Source organism: Sulfuricaulis sp., from assembly GCF_024653915.1.
Taxonomy (GTDB): domain Bacteria; phylum Pseudomonadota; class Gammaproteobacteria; order Acidiferrobacterales; family Sulfurifustaceae; genus Sulfuricaulis.
This window is the reverse complement of the sequence record NZ_JANLGY010000017.1, coordinates 75,299-93,948: the sequence shown is the minus strand read 5'-3', so window position 1 is coordinate 93,948 and position 18,650 is coordinate 75,299. Positions and strand designations below refer to the sequence as shown.

Here is an 18,650-nt window from a genome sequence, read left to right as displayed (position 1 = left end):
GCAGCCCCGCCGGGAGTTTTTAAGCGAGACCCTGTTTGAGCCCGAGGCGCGTATTTCGCGCCCGGCGAGTTGGTCGAGCGCCCGGTGGGGCGAGGAGCGGAGAAGGAAGTCGCGCGCTCCGGGGGGAGTGGTTTTGGTGACTTTTGCCGAAACAAAAGTCACCCAGGGTGCGGGGCGGAGCAACCCGCAATTAGCGGTTAATCATCGCCGAAGGCGATTTGGCAGAATTACTACACCCCTCTCCCTAACCCCCTCCCGCAAGGGGAGAGGGAAAATAAAAAGCCGCCCGGATGGGCGGCTTTTCTGGTGCTACCTGAATGCCGGCTTCCGCCGGCATGACAACAAAACTCAGACCTTCTCGCGAATACGAGCGGCCTTGCCGGCGAGATCACGCAGATAATAAAGCTTGGCGCGGCGTACGTCGCCTTTGCGCTTGACCTCGATCTTGGCGATGGCCGAGCTGTACAGCGGGAACACACGCTCCACCCCTTCGCCGTAGGAAGTCTTGCGTACTGTAAAGGAGGAGTTGAAACCGCTATTCCGGCGCGCGATGACCATGCCCTCAAAGGCCTGGAGACGTTCGCGCTCACCTTCCTTCACCTTCACATGGACGATAACGCTGTCACCCGGAGAAAACTCGGGGACCTTATTGTCCGCCATCATCCGCGCTTCCAGTTCCTGCATGATCTTGCTCATTTTTTCACCTCTAGATTCTCAAAATATACTTTTAACCACGGATGGACACGGATTAACACAGATTATTCAATAAAAACCCGGAAGTTTTTTATCCGTGTTTATCTGTGGTTCTATTTATTCAAATATTCCTCTTTAAATTCTTCCAGCAGCTGTTTCTGCTCACTGTTCAACGTCAACTTTTCCAGCAAATCCGGCCGCCGCAACCAGGTCCGTCCCAGCGACCGCTTGAGACGCCAGCGGCGGATCTTTTCGTGATCGCCCGACAACAGCACTTCCGGCACTTTACGCCCGGCATACTCTTCCGGCCGCGTGTAATGTTCGCAATCCAGCAGGCCTTCCACGAAGGAATCCTGCTGCGCTGAATCTTCGTCGCCCAAGGCCCCGGGAAGCTGGCGCGTCACGGCGTCGATCAATACCATCGCCGCCAGTTCACCGCCGGAGAGGACGTAGTCACCCATTGACCACTCCTCGTCCACTTCTGTCTCGATCAGGCGCTCGTCAATACCTTCGTAACGCCCGGCGAGAAGAATCATGCCCTCGCGCTTTGACATCTCCAGCACCGCGGCATGATCCAGCCGCCGGCCCTGCGGCGAAAGGTAAATCACCTTCGCCGTCTGCGTCTGTTCGCCGCGTGCCGCGCGGATCGCGCGCGTCAACGGCTCATTCATCATCACCATACCCGGGCCGCCGCCATAAGGCCGGTCATCCACGCTGCGGTGCTTGTCTTCCGTGTAATCGCGCGGGTTCCACACCCGCAGCGTCAGCAATCCGTTCTTGACCGCCCGTCCGGTAATGCCGTGAGCGCTCACGGCCTCGAACATCGGCGGAAACAAACTTATAACGTCAATACGCATGGATCAGAAATCCGCTTCCCAATCCACCCGGATCACGCCCGCTTCCAGATCCACCCCGCGGATGACTTTCGCCGTCACCGGCAGCCAGCGCTCCTTCCCGTTGAGCACCACCAGCACATCGTTCGCGCCGGTCTCGACGAGGTGGTCCACTTTACCGAGACGTTCTCCGGCGAGATTGACAACCTCCAGCCCCACCAGCTGCGTCCAGTAATATTCGCCCTTCAACAGCGGCGGCAACTGCGAAAACTTTATCTCGATGTCCGCGCCGATCAGCTGGCTCGCCTGATCGCGGTCATCCACGCCGGCGAGCTTTGCCACCACGCCCTTGCCCTGCGCGCGCCCTTCTTCGACCACCAACTCGCGCCAGTCTCCGGCGGTTTTCACAAGCCAGGGCGAATAGTCGATAATCGATTCACGCGGACGGGCATGGGAAAAAACCTTGACCCAACCCTGCACACCGAACAGACCGGTGATTCGGCCGAAATGCACCAAGCCGTCAGGGCGTGACGGGTCGGCCATGATGACTTAAGAAGTTTTGGCGGCCTGCTTGAGCAGATCAGCCACGCGATCGGTCGGCTTGGCGCCTTTGCCCAGCCAGTACTGCACGCGCTCCATGTCCACCTTCAGCTTGATTTCCTTTGCGGTCGCCATCGGATTATAAAATCCGATGCGCTCAATGTTATTGCCGTTCAACGCACGACGCCGGTCAGCGACAATGATGCGGTAATAGGGCCGCTTGTTCGCGCCGCCACGGGCCAGACGTATGGTTACCATTGATCTACCTCACTTCGTTAAGAAGCCCCGCCCGGCCGGACAGGGCCTTGCAAGGTTCGAGAAAGGGCGCGATTTTACCCTCGATACCGCGAGAAATGAAGGGGCACGGCCGAAAAACCCGCTGAAAATCAGCAGTCAGAGCCAGATCATTGTTTCCCGGTAACGATAACGGCGAATAACAAGCTTTGACCGAGAATCGACCAATTTCCCGTCAAACCACGCAATCCGGCGCAGTTCCCTGCGCTGCTGGGTTACGGCTACCTCGACTGAGGAGGCGCACCCGGCGCGGGTTGGGCAGATGTGTTGGGCACCGGTTCATCATCCTCGAACAGGCCCGGGGGCGGTGCGGCCTGCGGCGGATTGCCATCGTAAATCAGGCTGAGACGGCGCTGGCGGAAAGCCTCACGCACAAAAATATACGGGTCAGCTCCCGCGGCCTGATCGAGAATATCGCCGGCATCCAGCAGCTGCGCGCGCCGATCCACCACTTCCACGGCAAACATCTTGACGTTCGTGCTCTGTTCCTCCATGTGATTGGGCGGATAGGTATACCAATCCACGGGGATGGATGCGCCCTCGCGTATATTGCTCGGCCCGAAGAACGGCAACACCAGGTAGGGTCCGTCACCCACGCCCCACACCGCCAGCGTCTGGCCAAAATCCTCGTTGTGCTTTTCCAGCCCCATCTTGGTGGCGACATCGAACAGGCCGGCAATGCCGATGGTGGAATTAACGAGAAAACGCCCCAGGTCTGAGGCGCCTGCCTTCGGTTTGCCCTGCAGGAAGTTGTACAACATGATCGCCGGATCATGCAGATTGCTGAAAAAATTCGAAATGCCCTTGCTGACCGGTTTGGGCGTGATCGCGCGGTAACCCTTGGCGACCGGCTTGAGCAGGTACCGGTCCATTTTGTCGTTGAACGTGTACATAACGCGGTTGAGGCCCTCGAACGGATCTTTGACGTTGTTCCGTTCCTCTGTCGCCGCATCTATCTGAGCGCCGGAATCCCCTGCCGCCGCCTCATCGGGGCTGTTCTTCATCGTCCCGCAAGCCGCCAAGACAGACAGGCAGACCACTGCAAACAACAGACGGGCAGAATGGAGGCGCGAGCTTTGCAGCGGATCGTTATTCTTTTTTTGACCGGCAATGTACATGTCTGACACCGAGGCTAAAGGACGATGCGCTTCCTGTAAAGCCACTCCGACCACACAAGCATCATGGAGATCGTTGATAAGTGCCGACGATCTCAGCCTGGAAAAGGATATGCCCTTGCATGGCACTCTCCACCTTAGCCTTGGTTGGCCGGTTCATGTCCGGCAACATCGTGTCGAGCGCGTATAGTTTGTGAAAATAACGATGGCGACCGATGGGCGGACAGGGACCGCCATAAGCCGTGCGCTTCCAGTCGTTGATTCCTATCAGCGTTCCCTTGAGCAAACTTTTTGCCGCTACCGCATCCGGTAATCCAGTGGCTGTCGGTGGCATGTTATAGAGCACCCAATGCACCCAAGTCATTTTGGGCGCCTTGTGGGATCGGGAGCATCGGGATCGTCTACGATCAAGATCAGACTTTTGGCTTCGGACGGCACGCCTGACCATGCTAACAGCGGCGAAATATCCTCGCCGTCACAGGTGTACCGCTCAGGGATTTCACCGTTGTGGCGGAACGCCGTGGAAGTCAGGGTCAATGACATGGCGAAGCTCCGTTATCGCGAGATCCGAGATTGATGGGCTTCACCCGTGTCCTTCCTTCACAGTTAATGGGGCGTATTTAATCCGAATCGGAACATTTCGATTATTTATCTGCAGAGAACTAAATTCAATATCAAACTCTTCTCTTGGATCTGGGGGATCAACCAAGAACTTTAGGGCATAACAACGGTTTGTATCTTGCTCAAGCTGGATTCTTTTGGGAACACCGATACCTGGGAGTTGATTAGTGGTGCCATCATAATGTGTCACCATAATCGGGTTGTGATAATAATGACGTTTGTGTGTGTCCTGTTCTTTTCCAGCACAAAGTTGCCTAAATGGTTCATGGCCCCAAAACGGATTGGTTGCATCATGCATTTTGACTAGTTCGTATGTATTTACTGGTCGCCATTCTTTACCACGATGACGAAGGACAATGTCACCGGGGTAAAATATAATGGGGGTTTTTCCAACAGCAAAGAATATCTCGAATATAAAGAATCCCGGTTTCTGGAAAGAACCTATATAGTAACCGGGGCTGAAACCTTGGTCCTTTTGTGGAATATCCTCAGTTACCGGGATCACAGAAAACCACAGTGCACCGCTATTTACATGAACGTAATTTGTTGGCGATACAAAGATAACTGTGTCATCAAGTACAAACCGCCCTTTCTTGCTGATATCTACTTGTGATGAATTACTTATTGGACTACTTACTATGTAAGTTTCCAGTCCTACACATCCGTTGAGGACAATACAGAACGCCGATAGCATCAGGAATCTGCCAGTGGCCTGTATCTTGAATTTAGCCATCTTGCATCCTCCGATTCTGAAAAAACTAGCCAATCATTTAACGTCCACCAGCTTAACCAGCCAGCACGGCCTAAACAAGACAAGCACAAAAAAGGGAGCCGAAGCTCCCTTTTTTACTGCTCAAGCGTGCAATGCTCAGGAGACCGGTTCTTCTTCCAGCGCCTTCATGGACAGGCGGATGCGGCCCTGCTTGTCCACTTCCAGTACTTTGACCTTGACCATTTCGCCTTCCTTCAGCTTGTCAGCAACGTTCTCGACGCGCTCGCGCGAGATCTGCGAAATATGCACCAAGCCATCCTTGCCGGGCAGGATGGTGACGAAGGCACCGAAGTCCATGAGCTTGGCAACCTTGCCCTCGTAGACCATGCCGACTTCGATATCCGCCGTGAGCTGCTTAACGCGACGCACAGCTTCCTGCGCGGCGACGTTGTCGGCCGAAGCGATCTTGACCGTGCCGTCATCCTCGATATCGATGGTGCAGCCGGTCTCCTCGCACAACGCGCGGATAACCGCGCCACCCTTGCCGATGACGTCGCGGATGCGTTCCGGATTGATCTTGATGGCGATGATGCGCGGGGCGTATTCCGAGAGTTCGGCGCGCGGCGTGGAAATCACCTTGGCCATTTCGCCCAGGATATGCAGCCGGCCTTCTTTCGCCTGCTTGAGCGCGACTTCCATGATTTCCTTGTTGATGCCTTCGATCTTGATGTCCATCTGCAGAGCAGTGACGCCATTCGTGGTGCCGGCGACCTTGAAGTCCATGTCGCCGAGATGGTCCTCGTCACCGATGATGTCGGTGAGCACGGCAAAGCGCTTTTCCTCTTTGATCAGGCCCATCGCGACACCCGCGACCGGGGCTTTAATGGGTACACCGGCGTCCATCATCGACAGTGATGCGCCACACACACTGGCCATGGAGCTGGAGCCGTTGGATTCGGTGATTTCAGACACCACGCGCAGGATATAAGGATAGGTTTCCATGTCCGGCAATACGGCAATCATGGAGCGCTTGGCCAGCCGACCGTGACCGATCTCGCGGCGCTTGGGGCTACCGACACGACCGCATTCACCCACCGAGTACGGGGGAAAGTTGTAATGCAGCATGAAGGGGTCTTTGCGCTCGCCTTCCAGGGCGTCGATGATTTGCGCGTCGCGCCCGGTGCCGAGCGTGGTGACGACCAGCGCCTGGGTTTCGCCACGCGTGAACAGCGCGGAACCGTGGGTGCGCGGCAACACGCCGGTACGCACGGTGATGGGGCGCACGGTGCGCGTGTCACGCCCGTCAATGCGCGGCTCACCGGAAAGAATCTTGTCGCGTACGGTGCGGTATTCGATATCGCCAATGATTTTTTGGACTTTTTCCTTGGTGCCCGCGGGGGCGCCTTCGGCCGCGTGCTTGCCAACCGCCATCTCGTGAATTTCGGCGATGCGGTCCTGACGTGCAGTCTTTTCCTTGATGCGATAACCCTCGACAATGAGCGGGGCGAATTCGGTCTCCAAGGTGTTCTTGAGTGAAGTGTCTTCCAGCGGCGGTTGCCAGGCCCAGGGCTGCACGCCGGCATCTTTGACGAGTTCGTTGATAGCTTTGATAGCCGTCTGCATCTGCTCATGGCCGAACATGACGGCGCCGAGCATGACTTCTTCCGACAGTTGCTGTGCCTCGGATTCGACCATCAGCACGGCTTTCACGGTGCCGGCGACGACGAGGTTGAGCTGTGAATCGACGAGATCCTTGTTACCCGGATTGAGCAGGTACTGGCCGTCCTTGTAACCGACGCGCACGGCACCGACGGGGCCGTTGAACGGTGCGCCCGAAAGCTTGAGCGCCGCGGAGGAACCAAGCATGGCGACGATATCCGCATCGATGTCCGGGTCCACCGAGATGACGGTGGCGATAATCTGGACTTCGTTGGTGTAACCTTCGGGGAACAGCGGGCGGATGGGACGGTCGATGAGACGGCAGGTGAGAATTTCCTTTTCCGAGGGTCGGCCTTCACGCTTGAAGAATCCACCCGGGATGCGGCCGGCGGCGAAGGTTTTTTCCTGATAATCCACGGTCATGGGGAAAAAATCCTTGCCGGGCATGGGTTCTTTCTTCGCTACCACGGTGGCCAGCACCACGGTATCGCCCATGCTGGCGATGCAGGCACCGCTGGCCTGGCGCGCGATCTCGCCGGTTTCCAGGGTGACGGTATGTTTGCCGTACTGAAATGATTTCGTGATTTTTGCCAAGACCTTGTCCTCGTGTTATTCGTTACTGGCTTGAATGCTTACTTGCGCAGGCCGAGCCGCTCAATGAGCGTGCGGTAGCGGTCGCTGTCGTTATTTTTCAGATATTCAAGCAGCTGACGGCGCTTGTTCACCATTTTCAAAAGGCCGATGCGCGAATGATGATCCTTCGGATGGGCCTGAAAGTGGCTGGATAATTCCTCGATTTGCGTGGACAGCAGGGCAACCTGGACCTCGGGCGAACCGGTGTCTCCTTCGTGCGCCTGGTAATCCTGCATGACCTTGGCCTTGGTCTCGCGGGTAACGGTCATCAATATTTACCTCAATTTGCTGTCAATTACACTTTGAAGGGCGCGTATTCTACCTGCGGGGGGACCCCGCCTCAACCGCCAATATCAGGTCCGAACGCGCCGTACGGACCGCCTGTTTCATGCCTGTTTCAGGGATTTTCACCCAGTGCGAGCAGGCGCCGCGGCGCCACGCGCCCATCATCCATCACCTCCCCCATGCCGAGAAAGCGCTTGTCGCCCTCGTACAAGCGCACCCAGCCGGGTTTGAAGCCATGCTGTGTCGACACCGATTGCCCCTGTATCAGGTAATGGGCCGCCAGCGTCGTCAGGTGCACGTCCGGAACTTCATGCAGCACGCTGTCCACGGGTAGCAGCAGCTGCGCCCGTTCCACCGGGCTTTCCAGTGCCTGCAATCGGTCAAGCGGTATCGCCTGCTCGATACCAACGCGGCCGGTGCCGAGTCGGCGCAACTGCACCACGTGCGCGCCGCATCCCAGCACCTCACCCAGATCGTGCGCCAGGCTGCGAACATAAGTGCCCTTGGTGCAGGCGATTTCCAGCGTCAGCAAATCATTTTCGAAACTCACCAGCTTGATCTCATGGATCGTCACATGGCGCGCTTCGCGCTCGATCACCACGCCGGCCCGGGCCAGTTTATAAAGCGCCTCGCCCTGATGCTTGATGGCCGAATACATCGGCGGTACCTGTTCTATCTCGCCACGAAAACTTTCCAGCGCGCGCTCGATATCGCGCCGGGTGACGCTGACGGGACGCGTAGCGGTCGCCTCACCTTCGCTATCGTAGGTCGTGGTGCTAACCCCGAGCCGGAAGACGCTCCAGTAGCGCTTATCGGCATTGAGCAGAAACTGGGTCAGCTTGGTCGCCTCGCCAAAGAACAGCGGCAACAGTCCGGTGGCGATGGGATCGAGGCTGCCCGAGTGCCCACCCTTGCAGGCGTTGAGCAGGTGCTTCACCGTTTGCAAGGCCTGGTTCGAAGTCAGCCCCACCGGCTTATCGAGCAGCATCACGCCATTTATCGCATCACAATTACGTCGTTGCCGCTTCACTGCTTCGATATCCTTATTTCGAAAAAAATTTCACAGGATTAACAGGATTACTCAAGATTTACAGGATTAAAGATTCAAAATTTCAAAAATCCTGTTAATCCTGCTGAATCCTGTTGATCCTGTCTATTTATTTTTGGTCTGCTGGTCTTCGGTGATGGCCTGTTCAATCAGGCTGTCGATGCGCGCGCCACGTTCCACCGATTCATCGAAATAAAACCGCAGCACCGGCACGCTTCGCAACGATACCCTTCCCATGAGGACATGCCGCAGAAATCCGGCGGCGCGGTTGAGCGACTTGGTCAACTTTTTCGCCTCCACGGCACCGCTCAACAAAGAAAAATAGATTCGCGCGGAAGACATGTCGCGCGACATTTCCACGCCGGTTAACGTGATCTGGTGCGCCTTGGGATCGTCGAGCTCGCGCGGGATGAGCATGGCAAGTTCACGCCGGATGAGTTCCGCGACACGTCGCGGCCGATTGGAAACTTTTTGCATAAGAACGGAAATGGACAGGATTAACAGGATTTACAGGATTTACAGGATTAAAAGAAAACGTGCCCAGCCGTAATCCTGTTAATCTTGTAAATCCTGTCTATTAATTCTACAGGGTGCGGGCGACCTCGACCCGTTCGAAGACCTCGATCTGGTCACCGGCCTTCACGTCATTGTAATTCTTCACGGCAATGCCGCATTCGAGCCCGGCCTTCACTTCACCGGCGTCGTCCTTGAAGCGGCGCAGCGATTCGAGCTCGCCTTCGAAAACCACCACGTTGTCACGCAGCACGCGGATCGGGCGGTTGCGTTTTACCACTCCTTCGATCACGTAGCAGCCGGCAACGGCACCCATCTTGGGTGAGCGGAATACATCGCGCACTTCGGCCAGACCCAGCATCTGTTCCTTGATCTGCGGGCTGAGCATCCCGCTCATGGCGGCCTTGACCTCTTCCACCGCGCTATAGATGACGTTGTAGTAATGCACGTCTACGCCCTGATGCTCGATCAGCTTGCGCGCCGTGCTGTCGGCACGCACGTTGAATCCGATGATGACGGCGTTCGACGCCACCGCCAGGTTCACGTCCGACTCGGTGATGCCGCCGACCATGCCGTGCACCACCTTGACCTTCACTTCGGCCGTGGAAATCTTCTCGAGCGCGACCGTGAGCGCCTCGATGGAACCCTGCACGTCGGCCTTGATGATGAGATTCAGGGTCTTGGCTTCTTCGTCCGCTTTCAGCTGTTCGAATACATCGGTCAGCTTCGCCGCCTGCTGACGCGCGAGCTGCACGTCCTTGAATTTGCCCTGGCGGAAAAGCGCGATCTCACGCGCCTTGCGCTCGGATTCGACCGTCATGACTTCTTCGCCGGCGCTTGGCACGCCGGAAAGGCCCTGGACTTCAACCGGGATGGAGGGGCCGGCCTCTTTAATCTGCCGACCTTTCTCGTCGAACATGGCGCGCACGCGCCCGTACTCACGCCCGGCGAGGATCACGTCGCCTTTGCGCAGCGTGCCGCGCTGTACCAGCACCGTGGCCACCGGACCGCGCCCCTTGTCGAGGCGTGCCTCCACCACCAGACCCGCGACAGGGCCGGTCTTGGGGGCTTTCAGCTCCAGCACCTCGGCCGTCAGCAATACGGATTCGAGCAGCTTGTCGATGCCTTCGCCGGTCTTGGCGGAGACGTTCACGAAAATATCGCTGCCACCCCATTCCTCGGCAACGACTTCGTGTTTGGTGAGTTCCTGACGCACACGATCGGGCTGCGCCTCGGGTTTGTCGATCTTGTTCACCGCGACCACGATCGGCACCTTGGCATTGCGCGCGTGATGCACCGCCTCAATCGTCTGCGGCATGACGCCGTCATCGGCCGCTACCACCAGAATGACGATATCGGTGGCCTTGGCGCCGCGGGCGCGCATGGCGGTAAAGGCTTCGTGGCCGGGCGTGTCCAGGAATGTGACGACGCCCTTGGGCGTTTCCACGTGATAAGCACCGATGTGTTGGGTAATGCCGCCGGCCTCACCCGAGGCCACCTTGGCCTTGCGGATATGGTCGAGCAACGAGGTCTTACCATGGTCAACGTGACCCATGACGGTAACGACAGGCGGGCGCGGCTCAGCATTGACGGCGGCATCAGCCCCGGAGCCGGCCAGCAGGGACTCGGGATCGGTCGCTTTGGCCTCCGTGACAACATGGCCCATTTCCTCGACCACGAGCGTGGCCGTATCGCGATCGAGCACCTGATTGATCGTGACCATGGTGCCCATCTGCATCAGCGCCTTGATGACCTCGACCGACTTGATGGACATCTTCTGAGCGAGTTCAGCGACCGTAACAGTTTCCGGCAGCGCCACCTCATGCACGATCGGTGCGGTGGGCCTTTCAAAACCGTGTTGACCGGTGGCGCTGGTAACGACAGGCTTGTTGGCGACGATTCTGACCTTGCGCCGAACTTTCTTGCCGGCCGCGAGATGCAGTTCGCCGCGTTCACGCTCTTCAAGTTTCGCCAGTCGTTCCTTTTTGCTTTTGTGCGGTTTCTTTACCTCTTTTGCCGGCGCCGGCGCGTGTTTGGCCACCGGGGCTGCTACCGCGATCTTCGGCGCGGCGGGAATCTCCGCCTTGGGGGCCGGGACCGCCTCGGCCTTAACCGGTTCCTGCACAGGGGTTTCTGAGGTAATCGCCGCAGCGGCAGCCTCCTCAACCAAGTCCTCGACCGGCGCCTCTTCCTCCAGCGCAGGAGATTCCTCGGCAGTGGTGCGCTTGATGAAGGTGCGTTTCTTGCGCACCTCGACCTGCACCGTGCGGGTAGCGCCGGTGCGCGTGCTTTGCACTACCTGACTGGTGGACTTGCGCTTGAGCGTGATTTTTTTCTTGGCCGCACCCTCATCGTCTGCGCCGTGACTGGCGCGCAGATAATGAAACAGCTTCGCCTTCTCGTCTTCCGTGAGCGCGTCATCCGGGCCTTTGGCATCAATGCCGGCGGCATCGAGCTGGCGCAGCAGCGTCTCCGGCGGGATGCCGATCTGGTCTGCGAAGCCTTTGATAGTAATTTGTGTCATAAACTCCCGGAAGCGGGGCAACTAGCCCGCCTGCTTGTCCTCGAACCATGGCGCGCGCGCCGTCATGATTAACTCGCTGGCGCGCTCCTGGGTCATGCCTTCAACTTCGAGCAAGTCATCCACCGCCTGCTCCGCCAGCTCTTCCATGGTTTTGATGCCACGAGCCGCCAGCAGGTGCGCGGTGTTTTCGTCCATGCCCTGCATCTCCAACAGATCCTTGGCTGGTTCGGCCAGACTGATCTTTTCTTCCTGCGCGATGGCACGGGTCAGCAGCAGATCGCGTGCGCGGTCGCGGATGGCATCCACCAGGTCATCGTCGAATTCCTCAATGGCGAGCAGTTCCTGCTTCGGCACGTAGGCCACTTCATCCAAGCTGGAGAAACCTTCTTGCACCAGCACCGTGGCGACGTTCTCGTCCATGTCCAGCTGTTCCATGAACAGCTTGATGGCATTGGCCGCTTCCTGGGTGCCTTTTTCCTGGGCCGATTCCGCCGTCATGATGTTGAGTTCCCAGCCGGTGAGCTCAGACGCCAGGCGCACATTCTGGCCGCTGCGGCCGATGGACTGGGAAAGCTGCTTTTCGTCCACGATAACGTCCATGCTGTGCGATTCTTCGTCCACCACGATGGACTGCACTTCAGCGGGCGCGAGCGAGTTAATAACATACTGCGCCGGATTCTCCGACCAGTGAATGATATCGACACGTTCACCCGCGAGTTCGTTTGACACGCTCTGCACACGCGAACCACGCATGCCCACGCACGCGCCAATAGGGTCGATACGTGGATCGGAGGAACTCACGGCGATCTTGGCGCGCAGGCCGGAATCGCGCGCCGCGCCATGGATGGTGATCAAGCCCTCTCCGGCTTCCGGGACTTCGAGTTTGAACAATTCAATGAGCAGCCTGGGCGCCACACGTGACAGGAACAGCTGCGGGCCACGCGGAACGGATTTGACGTCTTCCAGCAACGCGCGGATGCGATCACCCGGCCGCAGACCCTCGCGAGGGATCATGGTGCTCTTGGAAAGCAAGGCTTCGGCGTTACCCAGGTCCACGATAACATCGCCGCGTTCCAGGCGCTTGACTACCCCGGTGACCATTTCGCCCTGGCGGTCCTTATAGAGGTTGACGATCTGCTCGCGCTCGGCCTCGCGCACCTTCTGCATGATCACCTGCTTGGCTGCCTGCGCCGCGATACGTCCGAACTCGACCTGCTCCAGCGGTTCTTCGATGAACTCGCCAACCTGGATTTCCGGCTTCATCGCACGGGCCTCGGTCAGCTTGTACTGGCGGTCCGGGAATTCCACCACTTCGGTTTCGTCCGGGAGAATCTCCCAGCGACGGAAGGTGTCGTAGGTTCCGGTGTTGCGATGAATTGCAACGCGTGCGTCGATGTCGCCCTTGTGGCGCTTGCGCGTGGCGGTGGCCAGCGCGGCTTCGAGCGCCTGGAAAATGATTTCCTTGCTGACGCCTTTTTCGCGCGACACCGCCTCTACAATAACCAGTACTTCATTGCCCATCATAATCGCTATCTCCCGTCACACCCGCCGTTCAAAACCGGGGCACCAACCGTGCCCGCTCCATGGCATCGAACGCCAGGTTAAAAATCTCTTTGTCCACTTCCACCACGACATGGTCCGCTGCCACGTCCACCAGTTTGCCGGAGAAGTTCTTGCGCCCCTGCAACGGCACATGCATCTTCACCTTGATCGTTTCACCCACGAACCGCTTGAAGTCCTCCGGTTTGACCAGCGGCCGATCCAGGCCGGGCGATGACACCTCCAAGGTGTATTGCCCCGGCAGCGGGTCCTCAACATCCAGCAGCGCCGACAGTTGCCGGCTGACTCTGGCGCAATCGTCCACGTTTACGCCCCGGGGACTGTCTATATACACCCGCAGCGTGGTGTAGTGGTGGCTACCGGCCATCTCCACGTCCACCAACTCAAAGCCCAGGGCGCTAACACCGGGCTCAAGCAGCTTTCGCAAATCCGCCCGTGCACCCTGCATAAATTTCCGACCCCATAAAACAAAAGTGGGCACGCGGCCCACTTCTTATACTTACTCTTGAAACGGCTGAAACCCGGCTGAATTATAAGCACTTCCCCGACAATCGGAAAGTGGCCAGAAATCCAAAACAATAAGGCCCTTGAAGGGCCTTTGGAGTTTGGTAGCGGGGGCAGGATTTGAACCTGCGACCTTCGGGTTATGAGCCCGACGAGCTGCCAGACTGCTCCACCCCGCAGCAGGACGCGAAGTCTAACGGCGGGCTCGGGCTAATTCAAGGAAAAAGAGGGACTTAACCGATTACTAATGGGTTTTTGTGAAGGTATTTATCCCATCGCCCATGACTATCAGACAGGTATTTTGCCGGGGGCGACTTGCTGGGGCAGCCGCAGGATATCGGTGCAATAGATATAGGCGATCCAGCCCATGATACCGGTAGCCGCACTCGTCAGTACGTCGACCAGAACCGGGCTTTCCACGGGAATGAATCCGATAGCCACGGCAGGAATAAGCACCAGCAGTACCAAAAAAACAGAATGAGGCAGTCTTTTCAAGGCGATCTGCAGCGATGCCTTGAGGCTGGGCAGCAGACGGAATTCCCGATGCACGAATACATAAGGCAGCCAGTAGACGAAAACGAAAGCCAGCACGCCAGTTGCGGGACCAAAAAATGCTGACAGCGCCTGCAACAGACTTTTGAAGTCCGAGCCCGTGAGCATCAACGCCACCAGCACCAGAACATTTACAACCAAGGCAAACAGCAGGCCCGCCTTGAGCGTCAGCCACACAAAGCTGGCAAATACCGTCTGGCCTGCACGCATGATTTCTCCGACCGTCAAAGCCTCCCGCCGCAGCGTCAAGGCATAAAAAGCACCCGCCTGCAGATAAAAGAACAACATCAAGGACGTGGCCGTCAGGAATACGGCCAGCGTCGAGACCAGCGTCGTGGCATCCGCCGGTGCGCGCCATTGCAGGACAAACAACAGGGCGATTTGCGCTGTTAATACAAACCATATGCCGGGGCTCAATAAAGCACGGATGGCGGCATGCAAACGGAGTTCGCCCTCGGTGCGCGCGGGAACATCGCGAGTAACTTCCTGCATCGGTCAGGTAATTAAGAAACCTAACAAAATCAAAACCTAAAGCTTAAACCACGGGGAACACGGGGAGTAAAAAGTATCAGAAAAACGGGAATGTCATTCTTAACTTTCATGTCTTCCCCCGTGTCCCCCGTGGTTCGAATTCATTTTATTTTATAATACTCAACCGAAATTATAGTGCTTCTTGACCGGACTCAGGATATCCCAGGTACAGGACATGCCCGCCGGGAATGAAACATAATCGTTTTCCACTATTTTAACCGGTTCGCCGCCATCGGGCGTGACGATAACCTCGCCTTCCAGAATGTAACAGGTTTCATTCTGTTCATAGGTCCAGGGAAACTTGGAAATCTCCTTGGTCCAGATCGGCCACTCATAAACGCCGATAATATCCAGTTTCATGGGCGACGGGTCGTGCTCAATGAGGATTTGCGTCATGATTATTTCTTCCGGGCGGTAGGCGGTCCATTCTACGTTGTCAGGGTGAAACCCGGCAACGCGCTCGCCGGCGAGATGGCACCTGATCGGTCATCCATGTCAGCTCGTCGGGCCGGGCGGCCGGTAATCATCAGGCGCGAAAATGCCGTCTATACTGAAAAAGCATAAACCCCGTGTAAAGCAGACACGGTCTGAATCTGCCGCTGTGAGCTGTTGAGTGTGAATTTCCCGCGTTATTCCAAGGACCCGCGTACCGAACAGTCGTTGAGACATTCGGTTCGCGACGGCGTGGCTTATTCCGTCATGGCCGGCGCCGGCGAGCACTACCTTTCTGCCTACGCCCTGTTCCTGAAGGCCACGACCGCGCAGATTTCATGGCTCGCGGCCTTCCCGTCACTGCTCGGCTCGTTCGCGCAATTGTTCTCGGCCTGGCTGGCGAGTCGCCTCGGCCGGCGCAAGTCCATCATCCTGTTTGGCGTGGTGCTTCAAACTGCCATGTGGCTGCCGATCATCTGGCTGCCATATTTTTTCCCCGCGCATGCCGTGACCATCCTTATCGTGTGCGTCGCGCTGTATTTCACCGGCGGTCACCTGGCCACGCCGGTATGGAACAGCCTCATGGGCGATCTCGTGCCCGAAAAACGACGCGGGCGTTTCTTTGCGCGGCGTACCCGGCTTATGAGCATGATGAATTTTATGGCGCTGGTGGGCGCCGGTCTGCTGCTGTATGGGTTTGAGATAGCAGATCGCGTGCGCTTCGGCTTCATGATGGTCTTTACCCTGGCGGCGCTGGCACGGCTCTACTCCGCCACTCAGCTGGCACGCATGCACGATCCGGAACACGCGCCGAGCGCTATCGACTGGCCGGCATTGCCGGATCTGTGGCAGCGACTGCGCGGGTCCGACTGCGCGCGCTTCACCTTTTTCTACGCCGCCATGCAGTTCGCGGCGGCAATCGCCGCACCTTTCTTCGTCGTATACATGCTGCGCGATCTCGGTTTCTCTTACCTCCAGTACATGTCAGCCACGGCGCTGGCCGTCTTGGCGCAGTTCGGCAGCCTGCACATGTGGGGCCGGATCGGGGATATCTTCGGCAATCGTCTGATATTGACCGTTACCGGTTACGTGATTCCGTTCTTCCCCCTGCTGTGGCTGGTTTCACCGCATTTTGCCTACGTCGTGGTATTGCAAATGTTCGGCGGCCTCTTCTGGGCCGGCTTCAGCTTGAGCGCGAGCAACTATCTTTATGACTCCGTGAATCCCGAGCGCCGCGCTGCCTATAGCGCGTTACATAACGTGTTCACCAGTATTGCTATCTTTGCCGGCGCCTTGCTGGGCGGCTTCCTGAGTCTGATGGTCCCGGAAAACTTCGTACTATTCGGTAAATCCTGGCACTGGACCAGCAGCCTGTGGGGCGTGCTGGTGGTCTCGAGTCTGGCGCGTGGCGTGGTGGCACTAACGCTGGCGCCGGCCTTGCGTGAGGTGCGTGAGGTGCGCAAGCTCACACCGGCAGGACTGATGCTGCGGGTGGTGCGCTTCAACGCGCTGGGGGAGCTTTTCTTCGACATGCTGGCATTCACCCGCCGGCGTTTGCGTTCGTCCGGTCCCGCCTGAGAAATCAGGCGATGGTTAGCCTATTACGTGCAGATCGCTTGGACAGAATCAGCAATTAATGCTAAAAATAGTACAGTGGTATTCTTCGAGCCAAGGACCGGCTGAACTCCCCGAGCCAGACGATCTGCGGTCCCGAACCTGACCGCCAGTCAGCGAAACCATCACACCCATCTTGCCAGCCCTGTTTCGTGGCGCTTGCAGGGAATAGGGTATCCAAGAGTCCGCGCGGAATTTACTTCGAACAACAGGGAAGAAAGGAATCATGAAACTGAATCATATTACCGCCATCGCGTCAGCCGTCGTAATCGCCAGCCTTACGCATTCACTCGCTGCGCAGGAAAGACTCGACGTCAATCAGGCTGACAACGCTACTCCACCCGTCATTTCAGAACAGGAAATTTTTGTGGAGCACTCCCTGGAAGAAACAAATACGCCTGCACAGGTGATGGTGCAGACAGAGGACAAGTTTCTGAGCGAGATGAAAGTTTACCCCTCTTTTTAATCTTCAGATTTTAATATCAAATTAAGAAAAAAAGCCCCGAAAGGGGCTTTTTTTTACACAATCCTTCCATTCACGCCAAGGTCCTGATCGCCTGCCGGCACAGCTCGATAAGGGCGCCCACCCACGGCATGATGCCGATGAGCAACAGCGCATTGAAGCCGATCAGCACCTGCATATCCCCGCTCGCGCGAATCGGGGCCTTCTCCGTGGCATCGTCAAAATACATGAGCTTGATAACGCGCAGATAATAGTAGGCCCCGATGACGGCGAACAGCACCGCCGCCACGGCCAGCGGAATCATGCCAATCTTGATGACGGACTGGATGACGAGCAGTTTGGCGTAGAAACCCACGGTCGGCGGCACGCCGGCCATCGACAGCATGAGCAACAACATTAGAAACGCATGCCATGGGCTACGCTGGTTGAGCCCCTTGAAATCCTCGAGTCGTTCCGCCTCAAAACCCGTGCGCGACAGCAAGATGATCATGCCGAAGGCACCGGCGCTCATGACGGCGTAGACCAGGATATAAAACAGAGAAGAGCTGTAACCATTCGGCTCCGCGCTCAATATACCGAGCAGGAAGAAACCCATGTGCGAGATCGAAGAATACGCCAGCATGCGCTTGATGTTAGTTTGTGCGATGGCGATGAGGTTGCCAACGGCCATGGACAATACGGCAATGATCATGAGCATGGATTGCCAGGAACCCGCGAGCGGTTCGAGCCCGCTGACCAGCAGGCGCAGGAACAGCGCGAAGGCTGCGAGTTTCGGGGCCGTGCCGATGTACAGCGCCACGGCCGTGGGAGCGCCGTGATACACGTCCGGGACCCACATGTGGAACGGCACCGCGCCGATCTTGAAAGCCAATCCGGAAATCACGAATACCAGGCCGAAAATGAGAATGATATTGTCCGGGGACATCATACCGATGGCCTTGGAAACCGCGGCGATTTCGAGGCTGCCGGTCGCGCCGTAGATCATGGACATGCCGTAGAGCAACATGCCGGAGGCGATAGCGCCAAGAACGAAATACTTCATCGCGGCCTCGGTCGCGGTGCCGGAATCGCGCTGGAAAGCGATCATGGCGTAGAGCGAGAGTGACAGCAGTTCGAGACCCAGATACAGCGTCAGGAAATGGCTGGCCGAGGCCATGACCATCATGCCCACCACCCCGAACAAGCCAAGCACGAAATACTCTCCTCGCAGCATCCCGCGGTCACGCAGATAATCACGCGAATAGGCAAAAACAAAGAAAGTAATGACGTAAGTACCCAACTTCAGCAGATCGGCAAGCCGGTCCGCGACAAACATGCCGCTGAAGGTGAATACTGGCGCGGTGGCTGCCACTTTCAACGTCAACAGAACTGCGCCGACCAGCGTCGCCTGCGTGAGCCAGTAGGAAACGACGCGCGCACGATCCGACAGGAACAGGTCGATCACCAGGATCGCGCAGGCCATCGAGAACACGAAGATCTCGGGCATGGCGGGCATCATATCGGGCGTGACGAATTTCATCCGGC

Annotated in this window: 18 protein-coding genes, 1 tRNA gene and 1 pseudogene; 2 read left to right on the top strand and 18 right to left on the bottom strand. The window is 57.4% G+C overall.

Going from position 1 to position 18,650, the window contains the following annotated elements; all coding sequences use genetic code 11:
* Nucleotides 1–348: 348 nt before the first annotated feature.
* The 17 genes and pseudogenes from rplS to NUV55_RS09505 form a co-directional block, all read right to left on the bottom strand.
* Nucleotides 349–696 carry a 50S ribosomal protein L19 gene (rplS, locus tag NUV55_RS09590; protein WP_296672417.1) on the bottom strand — a complete coding sequence of 116 codons (348 nt, stop codon included), beginning with the start codon at nucleotides 694–696 and terminating at the stop codon, nucleotides 349–351.
* Nucleotides 697–806: 110 nt separating this feature from the next.
* Entirely contained in the window at nucleotides 807–1,550 is a 744-nt protein-coding gene (gene trmD / locus NUV55_RS09585; protein WP_296672415.1) for a tRNA (guanosine(37)-N1)-methyltransferase TrmD, read from the bottom strand.
* A 3-nt stretch (nucleotides 1,551–1,553) separates the two neighbouring features.
* Nucleotides 1,554–2,069, bottom strand: coding sequence for a ribosome maturation factor RimM (gene rimM, locus NUV55_RS09580; protein ID WP_296672413.1), 516 nt, complete (start codon nucleotides 2,067–2,069; stop codon nucleotides 1,554–1,556).
* A 6-nt stretch (nucleotides 2,070–2,075) separates the two neighbouring features.
* A complete protein-coding gene (gene rpsP, locus NUV55_RS09575) occupies nucleotides 2,076–2,324 on the bottom strand; it encodes a 30S ribosomal protein S16 (protein ID WP_296672410.1) in 249 nt (82 codons plus the stop codon).
* A 257-nt stretch (nucleotides 2,325–2,581) separates the two neighbouring features.
* A complete protein-coding gene (locus NUV55_RS09570; RefSeq protein WP_296672409.1) occupies nucleotides 2,582–3,478 on the bottom strand; it encodes a VacJ family lipoprotein in 897 nt (298 codons plus the stop codon).
* A gap of 61 nt (nucleotides 3,479–3,539) precedes the next feature.
* Nucleotides 3,540–4,018 (bottom strand): annotated as a pseudogene (locus NUV55_RS13855) (YbhB/YbcL family Raf kinase inhibitor-like protein).
* A gap of 40 nt (nucleotides 4,019–4,058) precedes the next feature.
* Nucleotides 4,059–4,829, bottom strand: a complete 771-nt coding sequence (locus tag NUV55_RS09555) for a hypothetical protein (RefSeq protein WP_296672404.1) — start codon at nucleotides 4,827–4,829, stop codon at nucleotides 4,059–4,061.
* 135 nt (nucleotides 4,830–4,964) lie between these two features.
* Nucleotides 4,965–7,061, bottom strand: a complete 2,097-nt coding sequence (gene pnp, locus NUV55_RS09550; RefSeq protein WP_296672403.1) for a polyribonucleotide nucleotidyltransferase — start codon at nucleotides 7,059–7,061, stop codon at nucleotides 4,965–4,967.
* A gap of 38 nt (nucleotides 7,062–7,099) precedes the next feature.
* A complete protein-coding gene (gene rpsO / locus NUV55_RS09545) occupies nucleotides 7,100–7,369 on the bottom strand; it encodes a 30S ribosomal protein S15 (protein ID WP_296672401.1) in 270 nt (89 codons plus the stop codon).
* 128 nt (nucleotides 7,370–7,497) lie between these two features.
* Complete coding sequence (gene truB, locus NUV55_RS09540; RefSeq protein WP_367280398.1) at nucleotides 7,498–8,424, bottom strand: tRNA pseudouridine(55) synthase TruB; 927 nt, start codon at nucleotides 8,422–8,424, stop codon at nucleotides 7,498–7,500.
* A gap of 114 nt (nucleotides 8,425–8,538) precedes the next feature.
* The gene (rbfA, locus tag NUV55_RS09535) at nucleotides 8,539–8,910 is read right to left on the bottom strand and encodes a 30S ribosome-binding factor RbfA (protein WP_296672398.1); all 372 of its coding nucleotides are present in this window, start codon (nucleotides 8,908–8,910) and stop codon (nucleotides 8,539–8,541) included.
* 106 nt (nucleotides 8,911–9,016) lie between these two features.
* Entirely contained in the window at nucleotides 9,017–11,470 is a 2,454-nt protein-coding gene (infB, locus tag NUV55_RS09530) for a translation initiation factor IF-2 (protein ID WP_296672396.1), read from the bottom strand.
* A gap of 21 nt (nucleotides 11,471–11,491) precedes the next feature.
* Nucleotides 11,492–12,991: a transcription termination factor NusA gene (gene nusA, locus NUV55_RS09525; protein ID WP_367280397.1), complete on the bottom strand. Its 1,500-nt coding sequence runs from the start codon at nucleotides 12,989–12,991 to the stop codon at nucleotides 11,492–11,494.
* Nucleotides 12,992–13,022: 31 nt separating this feature from the next.
* On the bottom strand, nucleotides 13,023–13,478 hold the full coding sequence (gene rimP / locus NUV55_RS09520; RefSeq protein ID WP_296672393.1) for a ribosome maturation factor RimP: 456 nt from the start codon (nucleotides 13,476–13,478) through the stop codon (nucleotides 13,023–13,025).
* A gap of 158 nt (nucleotides 13,479–13,636) precedes the next feature.
* Nucleotides 13,637–13,713: transfer RNA gene (locus tag NUV55_RS09515), tRNA-Met, on the bottom strand.
* Nucleotides 13,714–13,822: 109 nt separating this feature from the next.
* A complete protein-coding gene (locus NUV55_RS09510; protein WP_296672391.1) occupies nucleotides 13,823–14,578 on the bottom strand; it encodes a hypothetical protein in 756 nt (251 codons plus the stop codon).
* 159 nt (nucleotides 14,579–14,737) lie between these two features.
* On the bottom strand, nucleotides 14,738–15,013 hold the full coding sequence (locus tag NUV55_RS09505; protein WP_296672389.1) for a cupin domain-containing protein: 276 nt from the start codon (nucleotides 15,011–15,013) through the stop codon (nucleotides 14,738–14,740).
* Between the two features lie 219 nt (nucleotides 15,014–15,232).
* On the opposite strand from NUV55_RS09505, the gene NUV55_RS09500 reads away from it, so the two are divergent.
* Both NUV55_RS09500 and NUV55_RS09495 read left to right on the top strand, forming a co-directional pair.
* Nucleotides 15,233–16,627, top strand: a complete 1,395-nt coding sequence (locus NUV55_RS09500; protein ID WP_296672459.1) for an MFS transporter — start codon at nucleotides 15,233–15,235, stop codon at nucleotides 16,625–16,627.
* Nucleotides 16,628–16,889: 262 nt separating this feature from the next.
* Nucleotides 16,890–17,129, top strand: coding sequence for a hypothetical protein (locus NUV55_RS09495; RefSeq protein WP_296672387.1), 240 nt, complete (start codon nucleotides 16,890–16,892; stop codon nucleotides 17,127–17,129).
* 70 nt (nucleotides 17,130–17,199) lie between these two features.
* On the opposite strand, the gene nuoN is transcribed toward NUV55_RS09495, so the two are convergent.
* Nucleotides 17,200–18,645, bottom strand: a complete 1,446-nt coding sequence (nuoN, locus tag NUV55_RS09490) for an NADH-quinone oxidoreductase subunit NuoN (protein WP_296672385.1) — start codon at nucleotides 18,643–18,645, stop codon at nucleotides 17,200–17,202.
* Between the last annotated feature and the right edge of the window lie 5 nt (nucleotides 18,646–18,650).